Consider the following 18,082-nt stretch of genomic DNA (forward strand, 5'->3'; position numbering starts at 1 on the left):
GTAATGGTGATAATTATGATGAATACATCTTCAACTAATATACAAAATAAAAATTATACATATTCAGTTTGATCGCGTATTATTCGAGCGTTATATGCCTTTATTGTCATGCCAAGCATTTTTATTTGCCGTCGCATTCTGCGGAATGATTTTGTTATCGGTAAAACGACAAGCCCGAACTTCATGTTCGGGCTTTTTTTATGGCTGCGGGATGGAAAATAACCTTAGCTCTCGCTCGGTGATTTCTCCGCTTTGCCAGCCAGCTGGGCGAGGAAGTCGTAGCGCTTCTGCAGGTCGGCGGCAGCATCTTTCCACAGCTGCTCCGCCACTTCCGGCTGCTGGGCGTTCAGGCGACGGAAGCGTTGCTCATTGAGCAGCGTCTCAGCCAGGGCGTCTGACGGTGGGCGAGAGTCGAGCGCCAGCGGGATCTTGCCTTCTTCCGCCCGACGTGGGTCGAAGCGGTAGAGCGGCCAGAAGCCGGTGGCGGTCAGCTGACGCATTTGATCGTGGCTGAGCGCCAGATCGTAGCCATGCTCTTCGCAAGGACTGTAGGCGATGATCAGCGACGGCCCCGGATAGGCTTCCGCTTCCTGAATCGCTTTCACCGTCTGGTTCAGCTGCGCGCCCAGCGAAATCTGCGCCACATAGACATGACCATACATCATCATGCTGACGCCAAGATCTTTGCGTGCCTTGCGTTTACCGTGCTCGCCAAACTTAGTGACCGCCCCCAGCGGGGTGGCTTTTGACGCCTGGCCGCCGGTGTTGGAGTAACACTGGGTATCCAGCACCAGAATGTTGACGTTTTCCGTCAGGCTCAGCACATGATCCAGGCCGCCGAAGCCGATATCGTAGGCCCAGCCGTCGCCGCCGATCAGCCAGACGGATTTCTCCACCAGCGCGTCGGCATCGGTCAGCAGCTCTTCAGCGCCTTGCACGCCGGTCAGCGCCTGGCGCAGGGCCGCCACCTGTTCACGGCGCGCTTCCGGCGTCGCCTCGGCATGCAGCGCCGCGTTCAGCTCTGCCGGCAGCTGGTCGGCGAATTCGCTCAGCAGGCGCATCACGCGCTGACGATGTTGATCGACGGTTAAGCGGAAGCCGAGCCCGAATTCAGCGTTATCCTCAAACAGCGAGTTGGCCCACGCCGGGCCGCGGCCGTTGGCGTCGGTCGTGTACGGGGTCGAGGGCAGGTTGCCGCCGTAAATGGATGAGCAGCCGGTGGCATTGGCAATCAGCATCCGGTCGCCATACAACTGGGTCAGCAGTTTGATATACGGCGTTTCGCCACAGCCGGAGCAGGCGCCGGAGTATTCAAACAGCGGGCTGATCAGCTGCGAAGTGCGGATATCAATACGCTCCAGTTTGCTGCGGTCGATTTCCGGCAGGTTGAGGAAGTAATCGTAATTCACTTTCTCCTCTTCCACATGCTCCAGGCGGGACATCATATTGATGGCCTTGATCTCCGGATTCTGGCGATCTTTTGCCGGGCACACTTCCACGCACAGGTTGCAGCCGGTGCAGTCTTCCGGGGCGACCTGCAGTACGTATTTCTGCCCGCGCATATCGCGGGACTTGACGTCCAGCGAGTGCAGACTGGCAGGGGCGTTCTCCATCTCTTCCGGTGCGACCACTTTGGCGCGGATCGCCGAGTGCGGGCAGGCGGCGACGCAGTGGTTGCACTGGGTACATAGCGCTTCCTTCCAGATGGGGATCTCTTCGGCGATGTTGCGTTTCTCCCAGCGCGTGGTGCCCATGGGCCAGGTGCCGTCCGGCGGCAGGGCGGAGACCGGCAGCGCATCGCCGAGACCGGCCAGCATCGCGGCGGTGACCGTTTTGACGAAATCCGGCGCGGCGTCGGAGACCACCGGCGGGCGGTTCGGACTGTTGGCATTCACCGGCTGCAGCGGCACTTCCGCCAGCGATTCGCGGGCCAGGGCCAGCGCCTGCCAGTTGCGTTCCACCAGCTCCTGGCCTTTGCTGCTGTAGCTTTTGGCGATGGCCGCCTGCAGTTCCGCCAGCGCGCTGTCGCCAGGCAGGATGTGAGTCAGATGGAAGAACGCCATCTGCATCACGGTATTAATGCGCGCCCCGAGGCTACATTCGCGGGCGATCTTCGCCGCGTTGACCACGTAAAAACGCGCTTTTTTCTGATTCAGGGTGGCCTGCACTTCCTGCGGCAGGCGGGACCAGACTTCATCGGCGCTGTACGGCGTGTTGAGCAGGAAAATGCCGCCGGGCTTCAGCCGCTCGGCCATCTGGTATTTATCGATAAACTGCAGCTGGTGGCAGCCAACGAAATCGGCCTGCGAAATCAGATACGAAGAACGAATCGGCTTTTCGCTGACCCGCAGATGGGAGACGGTCAGGCCGCCCGCCTTCTTCGAGTCATAGACAAAGTACCCCTGGGAGAACCACGGGGTGGAATTGCCGATGATTTTGATATTATTTTTGGTGGCCGACACGCTGCCGTCGCTGCCGAGGCCGTAGAACAGCGCTTCGAGCTTGGCCTCTGATGGCAGAGTATTTTCGCCCAGCGGCAGCGACAGGTTGGTCACGTCGTCATAGATGCCGACGGTAAAGCGCGGCTTCGGCTGGGCGGCCTGCAGCTCATGGAATATCGCCAGCACGCATTCCGGACCGAACTCCTTGGAAGAGAGACCGTAGCGGCCGCCGATGGTCCGCGGCAGCGTCTCGCGCTCGCCGCGGTTAAAGGCTTCCGCCAGGGCGGTCATCACGTCGAGATACAGTGGCTCCGCGTGCGCGCCAGGTTCTTTGGTGCGATCCAGCACCGCCACCGCCCGGGCGCTCTCCGGCAGCGCTGCCAGCAGGTGGGCGGCGGAGAATGGGCGATAGAGGCGCACTTTCAGGACGCCGACTTTCTCGCCGCGGCTCAGCAGTTCATCGACCACCTCTTCGCAGGTGCCGATGGCCGAGCCCATAATGACGATCACGCGTTCCGCCTGCGGATGGCCGTAAAACTCAAACGGTTTGTACTGGCGGCCGGTGGCGGCGGCGAAGTCATCCATCGCTTTCTCGACATGATCATAAACCGCGTCGTACCACGGGTTGGTGGCCTCCCGCGACTGGAAGTAGGTGTCAGGGTTGGCGGAGGTTCCGCGGATCACCGGGTGTTCCGGATTGAGCGCGCGCTGGCGATGCTCAGCGATTTTCTCCTGCGGCAGCAGGGCGCGAATCGTGTCATCCGCCAGCGGGGCGATTTTGTTGATTTCGTGCGAAGTGCGGAAACCATCAAAGAAATGAATAAACGGCACCCGGCTTTGCAGCGTGGCGATATGCGATATCAGCGCGAAATCCTGCGCTTCCTGAACGCTGCTGGCGCACAGCATGGCGCACCCGGTCTGACGCACGGCCATCACATCGGAATGGTCGCCGAAGATCGACAGCGCGTGGGTGGCGACGGTGCGGGCGGCGACGTGCAGGACAAACGGCATCAGCTGGCCGGCCAGTTTGTACAGCGTGGGGATCATCAGCAGCAGGCCCTGCGATGAGGTAAAGGACGTGGAGAGGGCGCCAGTCTGCAGCGCGCCATGTACGGCGCCAATGGCGCCTGCCTCCGACTGCATTTCGACCACGCGGGGCACATCGCCCCAGACGTTTTTCAGCCCATTGCCGGCCCAGGCGTCAGCCTGTTCCGCCATCGTTGAACTGGGCGTGATCGGGTAGATGGCGATAACTTCACTGGTGCGAAACGCGACGGAAGCGACCGCGCCATTACCATCAATCGTAATCATATGAAGACACCCTTACATTGCGCAAAAGAATGGACGCGTGAAACCGCGACGCGCCCTGTAATTATATAAGAGCTAGTTTAGCAAACCGTTGGCGCCGCCATTTTTGCATTTGTGTCCTCAATACGACGGCTACCGGTGACCAGAGCAATATTTTGCGCGGTTCGCGGAGAAAGTAGCTTTTCTGGACATGAAGGCGAGCCATCGCCCGGTGACTATCCCTGTGCAGATCAACCTTTACGCAGAAATTTGCTAGAAAATGTTAATGAGGCGCATAAATACGTACTTCACCTCTCGACGCCGCGCGCCACGCTGCCTATTATTCTTGGGTTTGCTTTTTAAGACGTTTCCGAGGGGAGAGAAAATGCGAGCTGCGATGTTAGTGGGGTGTGCGGCGCTGTTGCTGTCGGCGTGCAGTAGTGAACCCGTTCAGCAGGCCACGGCGGCGCACGTCACGCCAGGAATGCGGGCGGCGATGAGCGACGCCGGTCAGGCCAACTGCGCCATGATAGGCGGCTCGTTATCGGTGGCTCGTCAGCTCGATGGTTCAGCGATTGGCATGTGCGCGCTGCCGAACGGTAAACGCTGCAGCGAGCAGGCGCTGGCGGGCGGAAGCTGCGGCTATTAATGGCAGCCCCGCAGCGGGCTCAAAACGCCGACTAGTGCATCAGGTCGGCGAGCTTATAGACCAGCGTCTGGTCGGCGGTCGCCAGCGTCAACTGGTTTTCCGTCAGATCGACCTGCGCGCCCTCGCGCAGCATCTTACCAATGGTCGCATCAAGGGTATTAAGCTGGGCATCGTGGCACAGCATCCGGGTCATCGCCAGCGATTTGACCTTCAGCTCGCCGTCCGACACCTTACCTTCCCCGCTGAAGCCGTTGCACATATTGCCCGAAACATACATATTGCCGGTGATAGCCATCTTCTCGCCGAAGCTCAGCTCCAGCGGCCGGTCGCCAGCGTTTACCGCCTGGCCGTTGACGCTGGTCAGCACGAAACGATGATGCTGTAGCTGTTCCGCGCCGGTGGACACCTTACTGTTATAGACACAGCCGGACAGCAGCAACCCTGCCGCCAGTAATGCCGCAAATTTGTTCATTGTCACTCCAAAACATTCACATTACTAATAAAACAAAGCCAGTGTAACGGTATCGCAGCGGGGATCTGTGGGGATTATCTGAATGTGCTCCCCCCGGGGAGAGGAGCACAAAAGGGAAAGGAATCAGACGATAGCGTTTGGGCAGGTTTCACCGTTGGCGACCTGCTGCAGATTGCCCAGGGTGGTCTCCGAAATGCTGATCAGCGCCTCGGCGGTGAGGAACGCCTGATGGCCGGTGAACAGCACGTTGTGGCAGGCGGAGAGGCGACGGAAGACGTCATCCTGGATCACGTCGTTGGATTTGTCCTCGAAGAACAGATCGCGTTCGTTCTCATAAACGTCCAGCCCCAGCGCGCCAATTTTTTGGTGCTTCAGGGCATCGATGGCCGCCTGGGAGTCGATCAGCGCGCCGCGGCTGGTGTTAATCACCATCACTCCGTCCTTCATCTGATCGAAGGCCCCGCGATTGAGCAGATGGTAGTTTTCGTCGGTCAGCGGGCAGTGCAGGGAGATCACGTCCGACTCCTTGTACAGCGTGGCGAGGTCGACATATTCCACCCCCAACTCCAGCGCGGCGGCGCTTGGGTACGGGTCGAACGCCAGCAGACGCATGCCAAAACCTTTGAGGATCCGCAGCATCGCCACGCCAATTTTCCCGGTGCCGATCACCCCGGCGGTTTTACCATACATGGTGAAACCGGTGAGGCCTTCCAGGGAGAAATTAGCATCACGGGTACGCTGGTAGGCGCGGTGGATGCGGCGGTTAAGCGACATCATCATGCCGATCGCATGCTCAGCCACCGCTTCCGGCGAGTAGGCCGGGACGCGCACGACGCGCAGGCCAAGCTCTTTCGCCGCCTCGAGGTCGACGTTGTTAAACCCGGCGCAGCGCAGGGCGATATACTTCACGCCGTGGGCCTTCAGTTCCTCCAGCACCGGACGGCTGCCGTCGTCATTGACGAAGATACACACCGCTTCGCAACCGTTGGCGGTTTTGGCGGTTTTCTCTGTCAGCAGGAAGTCGAAGAATTCCAGTTCAAAGCCGTAGGTATCATTCACGTGCTGCAGGTACTTTTTATCGTACTGCTTCGTACTGTAAACCGCGATTTTCATAAGACTTTTCTCCAGTGATTATAACGTCACGGTAGCATATTTAAAATAATTGTACAATTATTAAAAAATAGTTTAAATGGCAGGGGCTTATCCTAATTCTAGAGCATATCGCGGATTTGAGGAATCTCTTTGAAAGACAAAGTTTTTTTACCACAAACTCAGGCTTAACGCGCCGGGGGAGAGCAGCAGAAACGGCCACAGCAGACCGGAGCTGACGTTAGCCAGCTGAAACGACCACAGCGGCAGGCCGCTGGCGCCGCTGACCAGGGGCAGGGTGGCGCGCAGGGGAGAGAGAAAGCGGCTGAAAAAGACCGCCCACAGCCCTCGGCGCTGAAAAAAGAGTCGGCTGCGGGCCAGCCGCTCGGCGGTCAGCCAGCGTAACTGCGTGAGGCGGTGACGATAGCGAACGCCCAACCACCACGAGAGCCAGAATCCGCCGATGGCGCCGAGGCTGGCGCTGGACCACATTAGCAGGAAATGACCGAGGCTGGCGGAAGCGAATGTCCCCAGCAGCAGCAGGCCGGAGGTGCCCGGGATGGCCAGCGACACCAGCGCGCAGGATTTAGTGAAAGTGAGCAAGAAAACCATCAGTAATACCAATGGATAGTGGCCCTGTGCGCTCTCAATGAGCGAGATAATTAACGACACCGTCTCTCCCGCAAGCAATACCTATCTTTCTGGAGTGTGGCAGGGGGTGCTTAAACAAAAGTTAAATGGTGACGGCCGATCGCCGCGCCGCGATACCGGCTGGCAACTATGCTTTAACAGGTCGCAAACTTTCACTCACTGGTCGAACGTGTCACAATGGGCGCCTTTCGGCTTTTACTTATGTTGAATCAGGATATTAACTGCCCATGAAGGGTAAATATAAAGCCGCCATCGCGCTGGTGTTAGCGCTGGTGTTACTGCCGCTAACCCTGCTGTTGACGCTGACCCACTGGGTGCCGACGCTGGCGGGCATCTGGCTGCCCGTGGGCACTCATATCGCTATGCAGGAGAGCCCGCGTCTTACGCGTTCCGCCCTGCTGATCCCCGATCTGCGCTATCTGGTGGGCGAGTGTGAACTCGCCAGGGTGACCGATGCCCGTCTCTCGCGCCCCAGCCGCTGGCGGCTGCATATTGGCCAACTTGACATCAACAGCGCCTGCCTGAGCAAACTGCCGGCCAGCGATCCCACGCCCGGATCGCCGCGCACCCTTGCCGAATGGCAATCGATGCTGCCCTACAGCTGGTTAACTATTGATAACCTGCGGCTGTCGCCGTGGGAAAAATGGCAGGGGCGGCTGGTGATGTCACTGACCCCTGCGCAGCAGGATATCGGCTTTGCCGGTAACGATTTGAGCCTGCAGGCGCGCTTGCGCGGCCAGGCGCTTACCGTCAGCCAGTTCAGCGCCCGGCTGGCTGACGATCAGCCGCCGGTGAAGCTGGTGGGGACCTTCCATCTGCCGCTGGTGCCGGATGGCCTGCCGGTCGATGGCCAGATGCAGGGCACCTTCGAAGCCGAGCTGACGTGGCAGCATAATCGCGGCCAGCTGCTGGTCACCCCACGCGGCGAGGTGGAGCCCATTCTCGACCTGCCGTGGGAGATCACTCCGGAGCGGATCACCATCAGCGACGGCCGCTGGCGCACCCGCTACGAGGCGTATCCGCTGAGCGGCCGCGTGGCGCTGTCGGTGGGTAACTGGCAGCAGGGCACGGAACAGATGATCGTCAGCGGTCGCTTGAATGTTCTCACCGAGGGGCATGCCGGAAAAGGCAACGCGGTGCTGAATATCGGCCCGGGCAAGCTGAGCATGGATAACAGCGACCTGCCGCTGCGACTCACCGGCGAGGCCAAGCTGGGGGAGATGATCTTTTACGCCGCGCTGCCGGCCCAGCTCAGCGGGTCGCTGGTCAGCCCGCAGCTGGCGTTTCACCCCGGGGCGCTGCTGCGGTCGCGCGGGCGGGTGATCGACGCGCTGAACATTGACGAAATTCGCTGGCCGCTGGCCGGGGTAAAGGTCACGCAGCAGGGCGTCGATGGCCGCCTGCAGGCGATCCTCCGCGCCCATGAGCAGCAGATGGGCGACTTTACGTTGCATCTGGACGGTCTGGCGAACGATTTTCTGCCCGACAGCGGCCGCTGGCAGTGGCGCTACTGGGGCGAGGGGCATTTCACGCCTATGCAGGCGCGCTGGGATGTGAAGGGCAGCGGTGAGTGGCGGGACAATGCCATTACGCTGAGCAGCCTCTCCACTGGCTTCGACAAGCTCGAGTACGGCACGATGCGGGTCAGCACGCCGCGTCTGACCCTCGAGCAGCCGATCCGCTGGCTGCGCGATGCTGAGCATCCGCGGCTGACCGGCGCGCTGTCGCTGGATGCGGCAAAAACTACCTTCACCGGCGGCAGCTATCTTCCGGCATCGACGCTGAAATTCGCCCTCGACGGCCGGGACCCGACGTGGTTCCAGTTCACCGGCGCGCTGCACGCCGATACCATTGGCCCGGTGCGGTTGACCGGTCGCTGGGATGGCGAACGGCTGCGCGGCCAGGCGTGGTGGCCAAAACAGTCGCTGACGGTATTCCAGCCGTTGGTGCCGCCGGACTGGAAGATGAACCTGCGCGAAGGCAGTCTCTATGCGCAGGTGGCCTTCTCGGCGGCAGCCGGGCAGGGATTTGAGGCAGGCGGCCATGGCGTCCTGAAGGGCGGCAGCGCCTGGATGCCGGATAACCAGATCAACGGCGTCGACTTCGTTCTGCCGTTCCGCTTCAGCGACGGCCACTGGCAGCTGGGCACCCGCCGTCCGGTCTCCCTGCGCATTGGCGAAATCGTCAACCAGGTCACCGCGCGCAACCTGACGGCGGACCTGCAGGGCACCTGGCCGTGGAGCGAGGCCAATCCACTGCAGCTTAGCGACGTCAGCGTCGACCTGTTAGGCGGCAAGCTGACCCTGCTGCAGCTGCGCATGCCGCAGCGCGACCCGGCGCTGATCCGTCTGCAGCACATCTCCAGCAGCGAACTGACCAGCGCGGTCAAGGTGAAGCAGTTCGCCATGTCCGGGGCGGTGAGCGGCGCGCTGCCGCTGTGGCTGGAGAACAATCAATGGATTATCCACGACGGCTGGCTGCGCAATGACGGACCGATGACCCTGCGGCTGGATAAAGACACCGCCGATGCGCTGGTGGCGGACAACGTCTCCGCCGGGGCGGCGATCAACTGGCTGCGCTATATGGAGATCTCCCGTTCATCGACGCAGATTAACCTGAACAATCTGGGCGTGCTGACGCTTAAAGCCGCCATCAACGGCACCAGCCGGGTGGACGGGAAAAGCAGTACCGTGCATTTAAACTACGCTCATGAGGAGAATATTTTCGATCTGTGGCGCAGTTTACGCTTTGGCGACAATTTACAGGCGTGGCTTGAGCAGAATGCCACGCTGCCCGTGCGGCACTGTACGGACGGTAAGACATGTAAGGAACTTAAATGAAGAAGCTGTTACTGGCCATAGTGGCGTCGATGCTGCTCGCCGGCTGTACGCCGCGTATCGAAATTGCGGCGTCGAAAGAGCCCATCACCATCAATATGAATGTCAAAATTGAGCATGAGATCCATATCAAGGTCGATAAGGATGTGGAAAACCTGCTGAAATCCCGCAGCGATTTGTTCTGAGGCGACGATGAGAAAACGACTGTTAACCGCGGCGCTGGCGCTGACTCTGCTCAGCGCGCCCGCGCTGGCGTTAACCCTGAGCGAAGCGCGCCAGCAGGGGCGGGTGGGGGAGACGCTGAACGGCTATCTGGCGCCGCTGCGTCAGGATAAAGAGACGCTGGCGCTGGTGAAACAGATCAACGCCGCGCGCAGTGAAAGCTACCAGCAGCTGGCGGATGACAACAATCTGCCGGTGGATGAGGTAGCGAAAATGGCCGGACAGAAGCTGGTTGCCCGCGCTCAACCCGGCGAGTACGTTCAGGGGCTAAACGGCCAGTGGCTGCGCAAATAATTAGCGGCAGCGCTTGCGGTATTCGCCCGGCGAGACGCCAAAGCGCTGCTTAAAGGCGGTGGAGAAATGGCTATGGTCGTTGAAGCCCCAGCGGTAGCCGATCCCCGCCAGCTTTTCGTCATCGTGGACGTCCTGTAACGCCCGGGCGCACAGATCCAGCCGCCGGTTCTTAATATACTGCGCCACCACCAGCCCTTTGTCGGCAAACAGCCGATAGAGGCTGCGCACCGACATTCCCATCTCGCTGGCCAGCCACTCCGGCCGCAGATGCTCCGACTGAATGGATGCGTCGATTAACGCTATTATCTTCTGAAACTGCTTGTCCCGCCGGGACGGGGTCGGCTCACGCTGGCGCAGCACCGGGCGCAACAGGCAGGCGATCGCCTCCAGCGCCGCTTCACTTTCGCTGGCGGAGAGCGCCGCGCCGCCCATACTCTCCAGCAGCAGTCGCTGGCTGAGCTGTACCATCGGCAGAGACTTATCCAGCCGGCAGGCGGTAACTATCTCGCCCGTCGGCGCCACCCGCTGGCGCGGCAGCAGCAGCGAAGCCTGACGCGAGGTCTGCTGCCAGACGATAGAGCATGGGCGGGCGGCATCGATCAACGTGATATCCCCCGCCGCCAGGGTCACCTGGCGATCGTCCTGTTCGATCACCGCTTCGCCGGCGAGCTGAAACACGGTATAGAACCAGGCGTCGTTATCGCGTTTTATCTCATTGCGCGTGCGGTAGAGATTGACGCCGGCGGCGGTGACCGTGCTGACCTTGAGGCTGCCGGCGTAGCGGGCGTCAATCTCGCCGTGAAAGCGGCCCTCCAGCGGCCGGGCGGCGAAATGGCCGCAGACCTGATTGATCGTCGCCAGCCAGCGCTGGTACGCCAGCCCCCCCTCAGCCGTGGTCATCATTCGCCCTTCTCCTGTAATAATAATGTTTCTGCATTGTTGCATTTATGCCGCCTCAGGCAAGGGCGCGATGGCGGGTATATGAAAGAACTATTACCTGCGGCACATTTCTGTCAGGGCAGGCGACGGAATTGCGGCGACTGTCACAGCGGCGCAAACGAATGTCACAGAGAAAAAAGCGCCCGCCGCCAACCGGACATAGACTGAAAGCACTATCCGCGAAGAATAAGGAAAGTGTATGTCCACCTCTCAGATAGCGCTGCTTGCCAGCGTCCAGCAGTTTTTAGACCGTCAGCATGGCCTGTATATCGACGGCGCCCCCTGCGCCGCGCAGAGCGAAAACCGGTTAACCGTCTGGGATCCGGCCACCGGGCAGGCGATCGCCACCACCGCCGACGCCAGCCCGGCGGATGTTGACCGGGCGGTGATGTCCGCCTGGCGTGCCTTCGTCGACCGCCGCTGGGCCGGGCGCACCCCGGCCGACCGCGAGCGCATCCTGCTGCGCTTTGCCGATCTGGTGGAGCAGCACGGCGAGGAGCTGGCGCAGCTGGAAACCCTCGAGCAGGGTAAATCCATCGCCATCTCCCGCGCCTTCGAGGTCGGCTGCACCCTGAACTGGATGCGCTACACCGCCGGGCTGACCACCAAAATCAGCGGCCGGACGCTGGACGTCTCGATCCCGTTCCCGCAAGGGGCGCGTTATCAGGCGTGGACCAAAAAAGAGCCGGTGGGGGTAGTGGCGGGCATCGTTCCGTGGAATTTCCCGCTGATGATCGGTATGTGGAAGGTGATGCCGGCGCTGGCGGCGGGTTGTTCGATCGTCATTAAACCCTCAGAAACCACCCCGCTGACCCTGCTGCGGGTGGCGGAGCTGGCGACCCAGGCGGGCATTCCTGACGGGGTGTTCAACGTGGTCACCGGCAGCGGCGCCGGCTGCGGCGCGGCGCTGACCGCCCATCCGCAGGTGGCGAAGGTGAGCTTTACCGGCTCGACGGCCACCGGGAAACAGATTGCGCGGGTGGCCGCCGACCGCCTGACCCGCGTGACGCTGGAGCTGGGCGGCAAGAACCCGGCGATTGTGCTTAAAGACGCCGATCCCCAGTGGGTCATTGAGGGGCTGATGACCGGCAGCTTCCTTAACCAGGGGCAGGTCTGCGCCGCCAGCTCGCGGATCTACATTGAAGCGCCGCTGTTTGACAACCTGGTCAGCGGCTTCGAGCAGGCGGTGAAATCGCTGCAGGTAGGGCCGGGGATGCTGGAGACGGCGCAGATCAACCCGGTGGTCTCCCGGGCCCACTGCGACAAGGTGGCGGCCTACCTTGAAGAGGCCCGACAGCAGAAGGCGGAGCTAATCAGCGGCAGCGCCGGGCCGGATGCCGGGGGGTACTATATTCCGCCGACGCTGGTGGTCAACCCGGACGCCGGGCTGCGCCTTACCCGCGAGGAGGTGTTTGGCCCGGTGGTGAACCTGGTGCGGGTGGCCGACGGCGAGGAGGCGCTGCGCCTGGCCAATGACAGCGATTTTGGCCTGACCGCCAGCGTCTGGACCCGCGACCTGACCCAGGCTCTCAATTATACCGACCGCCTGCAGGCCGGGACGGTATGGGTCAACAGTCATACCCTGATTGACGCCAACCTGCCGTTCGGCGGCATGAAGCAGTCCGGCACCGGTCGCGATTTCGGCCCGGACTGGCTCGACGGCTGGTGCGAAACCAAATCCGTCTGCGTGCGTTACTAGCCCTCCGTCGGGGAAGGCGCATCGCTTTTCCCGACGTCCCGCTTGCCGACCTCCGCTCTTTCTCGCTACTGTGGAGGGCAATCTTTGCCCGCGCAGGGCGGAGAATGATGAGGAGGTCTTCGGCATGACTGCATTTCCTGAAGTTGCACTAATTGGTCCCGGCGCCATCGGCACCACGATCGCCGCCGCCCTGTTTGCGGTGAGGAGGGCGCCGGTGGTCTGCGGGCGCACTGCCCATTCGTCGCTGGTGCTGCGCACTGATGAGGGTAAGATCGTGGTGCCCGGCCCGGTGCTCACCGACCCGACGGCGATAGCCGCCCCCTTCGACCTGGTGTTTGTCGCGGTGAAGGCCACCCAAACGGAGGCCATCGCCCCGTGGCTGGCGGCCCTGTGTTCGCCAGACACCGTGGTGTGCGTGCTGCAAAACGGCGTCGAGCAGCGCCAGCAGTTTGCCCCTTTGACCGGCGGCGCGACGGTGCTGCCGTCGGTGGTCTGGTTTCCGGCGCAGCGCGACGCCGATGCTTCGGTCTGGCTGCGCGCCGCGCCGCGACTGACGCTGCCGGATGTGCCGGGGGCGGAGCGGGTGCAGCAGGCGCTGGCGGGAACCCACTGCGCGGTGGAGCTGGCGGCGGATTTTACCAGCGTCGCCTGGCGTAAACTGCTGCAGAACGCCGTCGCCGGACTGATGGTGCTGACCGGACGACGCGCCGGGATGTTCGCCCGGGAGGAGATCACCGCCCTCGGACTGGCCTATCTGCGCGAATGCCTGCAGGTGGCGCGGGCGGAAGGGGCCGTCCTGAGCGACAGCGTGCCGGAGGAGATCATCGCCGGCTTTCATCGGGCGCCTGCCGACTTAAGCACCTCTATTCTGATCGATCGCCTGCATGGCCGACCGCTGGAGTGGGATATTCGTAACGGGGTGGTACAGCGTCGCGGGCGTCAACACGGCATACCGACGCCGCTCAGCGATATCATCGTGCCGCTGCTGGCGGCGGCCAGCGACGGCCCGGGCTGACCCGGGCTGGCGCGGGGTTAATCCACCAGGGAGGGATCGAGGTCGATCATCAACTGCTTCATCTCGGCGAAGTGCTGCCGGGAGAAATCGGCAATTTTCTCCCAGTCCTGGGCGGTTTTTTCCGCCACCGCGTCCGACAGCACCTTCAGCGGCTGGCCGGTTGACCAGGCGGTGATCAGGATCTGACAGGCGCGCTCCAGGGTCCAGATATCGTCGAACGCTTCGCCGATAGTCGGGGCGGTCACCAGCACCCCATGGTTGCCCATTAGCAGACGGCGTTTATCCGTCAGCAGCCCCGCCAGCCGGGCGCCTTCTGCCGCGGTGTCCGCCATCCCGCCGTACAGGGTATCGACGGCGACCCGCTTAAAATAGCGGGCCGTGTTCTGGTCAATGGGCAGGATCTGCGGCGTCGCCAGACAGGCGAGGCTGGTGGTGTACACCGGGTGCAGATGCAGCACCACCCGCACGTCGGGCAGTCGCTGATGGATCTGCCCGTGAATGGCCCACGCGGTGGCATCGACGTCAGGTCGCGCGGCGCAACGTTCATCATCGGCGTGCAGCACCAGCAGATCGCTGGCGCGGATGCGCGAAAAGTGTTTCCACTTCGGGTTGAGTAAAAACGTTTTCCCGTCAGCGGAGAGCGCGGCGCTGAAATGGTTGGCCACCGCCTCATGCATGCCGAGATGGGCAATGATGCGAAAGGTGGCCGCCAGGTCGATGCGGATCTGCTCTTCATCGGAATCGCGCATGGGCATTACTCCGCTTTCGGCATCAGGGTCTGCAGATCCTCTGCCGTCGGCGCCTGGAAGTGATATTTCTTCAGCAAGGCGGCATATTCTGGCGTCGCGCTGTATTTTTTCAGCGCCTGTTCGAGGGCGGTTTTCACCTCCGTGTTGCCTTTTTTAACGCCAAAGCCGTTCAGCACCGGATAGATCAGGGTGTCAGAGGAGATCGCCACCCGGTCGCCCAGCTTTTCCACCACCCCGCGCGCCACGGCGGCGTCGGTGATCTGCGCATCCACTGCGCGCGACAGCAGCGCCTGGGTGGTCTGCGGGTCGGTGGTATAGACGCTCAGCGCAATTGGCTTCAGCCCTTTCTTCACGCAGTAGTCGGCGGAAAGCTTCTGCAACTGCGCCAGCCACGAGGTGGCGCCCATCGAGCCGATTTTATGCCCGCAGAAGTCTTCCGGCGTCTTAGGCTGGTAGTCGCCCCCTTTGCGGGAGAGGATCGCTTCCCCGCTTTTCAGGTACGGCACCATGTCGATCACCTTCAGGCGCTCGGCGGTAATGTACATCGACGAGTTGGTGATATCGAAGCGCCCGCCCTGCAGTCCGGGGATCAGGTTGGGGAAGCGGGTGTCGATATTCACCGCCTCGCGGCCCATGCTCTTCGCCAGACCGTCGAGCAGTTCAATATCAAACCCCGCCGGCTTGTTGTTCTCCATGTACTCGTAAGGGAAAAAGGTCATGTCCGAACCGGCGGTGATCTTGCCGCTTTGCTGGAAGGCCAGCGCGTTCAGGGATGTCAGAGCCCCCGCTGCGCAGAGCAGCAGAGCCAGCGGGCGTGGTGCGAAAAAGCGTGTCATAAAACCTCCGGAGTGTGGGCGAATTACATGCTGGCGCGATCGGCACCGGCCTGCTGAACAAAAAACGAAGCGCCGCGCGGCTTCTGCGGCAGGCGAAGCTGGTTATTGGTGCTGCGCACCAGACCGCTCTCTTCCCCGGCCACCAGCTGGCCGGCATGGCGGCTCGGCAGCGGGTTTTCGCCGAAGGGCAGCGCATCCTCGGCGGCGTAGACGCTAATGAACAGGGTGCGCGGCAGGGCGGTTTCGTTGGGGCTGGAGGCGTGCAGCAGGCGGGTATGCATAAAGCAGACTGAGCCCGCCGGGCCAAAACAGGCCTGCGGCTGCTGGCAGTGAGCCGTCACCACCTCGTCATCCACCGCCCCGGTGAAGCGACCCTCCTGCCAGTGGGACCACAGCGGCCCCTGATGGCTGCCCGGCACCACATTGAGCGGGCCATTCTCCGGCGTCACCTCGCTGACCATCAGCAGGGCGGTGATAATGTCGTCATTGCTGTGCGGGGTGAAGAGGAAATCCTGATGCCATTTCACCTCGGTGGCGGTGTGCGGCAGCTTGGAGTTAATTTTGCTGTGGTGAAAACGGGTGCCGTTGCCGCCGATCAGCTGCGCGGCGATGGTTGCCATCCGCGAATTCAGCGCAGTATGGCGATAGGCCTCGGAGATCTCCGTCGGGGAGGCGACCCGGCGCAGCGACGGATGGTCGGGAGCATGGTCGCGTTCGATATCGAAACGCGGCCGCCCGTCAAGGGTTTCTCCCCACGCCGTCGCGTGACGGCGGCTCTCCTCGACCCAGCCGTCGAAATCGCTCTGCAGCGTGGCGATGTCGGCGGCGGAAAGCACCCCTTCGACCACCAGATAACCCTGCTGATGAAACTGCTCAATTTGCCACTGCGCAATCATAGTTTTTCCTCTTCACGTCCCGATAGTTAAGCCAGAGAAACATCTTTCAGAAAGGCCTCGACCCGCGGGTGTTGCCCGCTGCGCATCGCCTGCGGCGTGTCATCGCACACCACCCGGCCTTTCTCCATAAACACGATCCGGTCAGACACTTTGAAGGCGAAGTTCATCTCGTGGGTGACGATGACCATCGTGATGCCTTCGTGGGCCAGGGATTCGATAACCTGCAGCACCTCATTCACTTTTTCCGGATCCAGCGCCGAGGTGGGCTCATCGAACAGCATGATCTGCGGACGCATCATCAGGGCGCGGGCGATCGCCACCCGCTGCTGTTGACCGCCGGAGAGCTGGTGCGGATACTTCCAGGCGTGTTCCAGCATGCCCACCTTGTGCAGCAGCTCGCAGGCGTGCTGGCGCAGCTCCGCGTCGCTCGCCAGATGGTGATAGCGCGGAGCCAGCAGCAGATTGCCGAACACGGTCAGATGCGGGAACAGGTTAAAGCTCTGGAACACCATGCCGATATTCAGACGGTGTTCGGCATTCTCCATAAAGCGCGGCTTATGCTGCCCCTGACGGTCGAGATGAATAAAGGGCTGGCCGTTAATCTGAATTTCGCCGTTATCGATCTGCTCAAGACCGTTTAGCAGGCGAATGAGGGTGGTTTTCCCCGAGCCCGACGGGCCGATAACCGAGACCACTTCGCCGGGCTGGATCTGCAGGCTCACCGCCCCCAGCACTTCGACATTGTTGTAGGCCTTATGCAGCTTAGAGGCCTGCAGCGCCGGCTCCTGGCCCTGGGAGACGCTGCGCGCCATCGCCGGGCGCCGGGCGGTCGCCAACTGCTGCATCTCGGCATCCACCGGCCGGGCGGTGTCGCGTCGGGTGACATCGAGGTAGTTCTCCAGCCGTTTCAGCAGAAAATCGAACACCGTGACGATAAAGATGTAATAAAACGCCACGGCGGTCATGGTCTCCATGACCAGAAAGTTCTGCGAGTAGAGCTGCTGGCCGACCATCAATATTTCGGTCAGGGAGATCACCGACACCAGCGAACTGAGCTTCACGATGGCGATATACTCATTGGCCAGCGCCGGCAGGGCGACGCGCAGCGCCTGGGGAATGATCACCCGCCACTGGATCCCGGCGTAGCGTAAACCCAGGGCCCGCGCGGCTTCACTCTGCCCGCGGGGGATGGAGAGCAGCCCGCCGCGATGGATCTCGGCAATATAGGCCGCTTCGCTGAGGACCATCGCCAGCAGGCCGGCCCAGAAGGGATCGTTCAGCACCGGCGCGAAGGAGGGCAGCGCCTGCGGCATGTTGTAGACAAAAATCAGCAGGACCAGCAGCGGCATACTGCGAAATAACCAGATATACAGCCGGGCAGGGGTGGATAACCAGCCGCGCGGCGACTGTTTAGCCAGCGCCAGAATAAATCCGAGCACAATACTGCAGCCCCAGGTCAGCAGACTTAATTTAATGACAGTCCAGGTGGCCCACCAAAAATCGGCATCGCTGAGCAGGCTTAACATGTAGTTCCAGTTAAACGTCATGGGCTATTTCACTCGTCATAATTAACCTAAATGAAAGCGGCTCGGCTGTGCATTAATGGGGAGCCGCCGGTGTTCATCGTGCGAATACACTATGCTGGCAGGATGCTTTCAGAGGCAATTAGTAAATTTTTGGCCTTTAAGTTTAAAAAAACTATACAGCGTTATTAACGATATGGAATTTAAAGTGATTATCGGGATACTTTTCGTAAACAATTTAAAAACAATAGCTGCAATTGAATAACGATATTTTATGCAGACAGGTTATTTTGCGCGAAACTGGGGCGACCGCTGCCTGCTCAATGTGCAGCGTGTTGCATGATGGTGCAAAAGCGGAAATAAACCGTGCCGGCGCGGGAGGAGAATAAATAATATCGCCCCCTGGCGGGCAATGCGCCGCCATTTTTCGCGGGTGGCACGCGGATTGCTTGGGACTTAGAGGAAAACTATTTCCTGCGTGCG

The 18,082-nt window shown here is 61.2% G+C and carries 15 protein-coding genes; 6 read left to right on the plus strand and 9 right to left on the minus strand.

Annotated features, from left to right (window positions below; all coding sequences use genetic code 11):
- Positions 1-224: 224 nt before the first annotated feature.
- Positions 225-3,752 (minus strand): pyruvate:ferredoxin (flavodoxin) oxidoreductase, encoded by a 3,528-nt coding sequence (gene nifJ / locus CE636_RS26950; protein ID WP_017898746.1) that lies wholly within the window; start codon positions 3,750-3,752, stop codon positions 225-227.
- 361 nt (positions 3,753-4,113) lie between these two features.
- On the opposite strand from nifJ, the gene CE636_RS26960 reads away from it, so the two are divergent.
- Positions 4,114-4,377, plus strand: a complete 264-nt coding sequence (locus tag CE636_RS26960; protein WP_004140155.1) for a DUF333 domain-containing protein — start codon at positions 4,114-4,116, stop codon at positions 4,375-4,377.
- Positions 4,378-4,408: 31 nt separating this feature from the next.
- On the opposite strand, the gene hslJ is transcribed toward CE636_RS26960, so the two are convergent.
- From hslJ to CE636_RS26975, 3 genes are all read right to left on the minus strand, one after another.
- The gene (gene hslJ / locus CE636_RS26965; RefSeq protein ID WP_004204013.1) at positions 4,409-4,849 is read right to left on the minus strand and encodes a heat shock protein HslJ; all 441 of its coding nucleotides are present in this window, start codon (positions 4,847-4,849) and stop codon (positions 4,409-4,411) included.
- Between the two features lie 123 nt (positions 4,850-4,972).
- A complete protein-coding gene (locus CE636_RS26970) occupies positions 4,973-5,962 on the minus strand; it encodes a 2-hydroxyacid dehydrogenase (protein ID WP_004204014.1) in 990 nt (329 codons plus the stop codon).
- Between the two features lie 147 nt (positions 5,963-6,109).
- Positions 6,110-6,610 carry a DedA family protein gene (locus CE636_RS26975; RefSeq protein WP_004204015.1) on the minus strand — a complete coding sequence of 167 codons (501 nt, stop codon included), beginning with the start codon at positions 6,608-6,610 and terminating at the stop codon, positions 6,110-6,112.
- A 206-nt stretch (positions 6,611-6,816) separates the two neighbouring features.
- Here CE636_RS26975 and CE636_RS26985 point away from each other — a divergent pair, with 206 nt between their 5' ends.
- Genes CE636_RS26985 through CE636_RS26995 form a run of 3 tightly spaced genes read left to right on the plus strand, consistent with a single transcriptional unit; the run spans position 6,817 to position 9,942 of the window.
- The gene (locus CE636_RS26985) at positions 6,817-9,429 is read left to right on the plus strand and encodes a YdbH family protein (RefSeq protein ID WP_017898745.1); all 2,613 of its coding nucleotides are present in this window, start codon (positions 6,817-6,819) and stop codon (positions 9,427-9,429) included.
- Positions 9,426-9,611 (plus strand): YnbE family lipoprotein, encoded by a 186-nt coding sequence (locus CE636_RS26990; RefSeq protein WP_004204017.1) that lies wholly within the window; start codon positions 9,426-9,428, stop codon positions 9,609-9,611. Before CE636_RS26985 ends, CE636_RS26990 begins: the two co-directional genes overlap by 4 nt.
- A 7-nt stretch (positions 9,612-9,618) precedes the next feature.
- Positions 9,619-9,942: a YdbL family protein gene (locus tag CE636_RS26995; RefSeq protein WP_004204018.1), complete on the plus strand. Its 324-nt coding sequence runs from the start codon at positions 9,619-9,621 to the stop codon at positions 9,940-9,942.
- Here CE636_RS26995 and feaR read toward each other — a convergent pair whose 3' ends face one another.
- Positions 9,943-10,845: a transcriptional regulator FeaR gene (feaR, locus tag CE636_RS27000; RefSeq protein WP_017898744.1), complete on the minus strand. Its 903-nt coding sequence runs from the start codon at positions 10,843-10,845 to the stop codon at positions 9,943-9,945. It lies immediately after the preceding gene.
- Between the two features lie 235 nt (positions 10,846-11,080).
- Here feaR and CE636_RS27005 point away from each other — a divergent pair, with 235 nt between their 5' ends.
- Together CE636_RS27005 and CE636_RS27010 are read left to right on the plus strand one after the other, a co-directional pair.
- Positions 11,081-12,580, plus strand: coding sequence for an aldehyde dehydrogenase family protein (locus tag CE636_RS27005; RefSeq protein WP_004204020.1), 1,500 nt, complete (start codon positions 11,081-11,083; stop codon positions 12,578-12,580).
- Between the two features lie 124 nt (positions 12,581-12,704).
- Entirely contained in the window at positions 12,705-13,595 is an 891-nt protein-coding gene (locus CE636_RS27010) for an oxidoreductase (protein ID WP_017898743.1), read from the plus strand.
- A gap of 17 nt (positions 13,596-13,612) precedes the next feature.
- Here CE636_RS27010 and CE636_RS27015 read toward each other — a convergent pair whose 3' ends face one another.
- The 4 genes from CE636_RS27015 to CE636_RS27030 are packed head-to-tail and all read right to left on the minus strand — an operon-like array spanning position 13,613 to position 17,623.
- The gene (locus CE636_RS27015; RefSeq protein ID WP_017898742.1) at positions 13,613-14,344 is read right to left on the minus strand and encodes a class II aldolase and adducin N-terminal domain-containing protein; all 732 of its coding nucleotides are present in this window, start codon (positions 14,342-14,344) and stop codon (positions 13,613-13,615) included.
- Positions 14,345-14,349: 5 nt separating this feature from the next.
- A complete protein-coding gene (locus tag CE636_RS27020) occupies positions 14,350-15,180 on the minus strand; it encodes an ABC transporter substrate-binding protein (protein ID WP_017898741.1) in 831 nt (276 codons plus the stop codon).
- Between the two features lie 23 nt (positions 15,181-15,203).
- Positions 15,204-16,076 (minus strand): phytanoyl-CoA dioxygenase family protein, encoded by an 873-nt coding sequence (locus CE636_RS27025; RefSeq protein ID WP_017898740.1) that lies wholly within the window; start codon positions 16,074-16,076, stop codon positions 15,204-15,206.
- A gap of 26 nt (positions 16,077-16,102) precedes the next feature.
- The gene (locus tag CE636_RS27030; RefSeq protein WP_004204025.1) at positions 16,103-17,623 is read right to left on the minus strand and encodes an amino acid ABC transporter permease/ATP-binding protein; all 1,521 of its coding nucleotides are present in this window, start codon (positions 17,621-17,623) and stop codon (positions 16,103-16,105) included.
- Between the last annotated feature and the right edge of the window lie 459 nt (positions 17,624-18,082).

Source organism: Klebsiella sp. LY, from assembly GCF_004010915.1.
GTDB lineage: Bacteria > Pseudomonadota > Gammaproteobacteria > Enterobacterales > Enterobacteriaceae > Klebsiella > Klebsiella quasipneumoniae.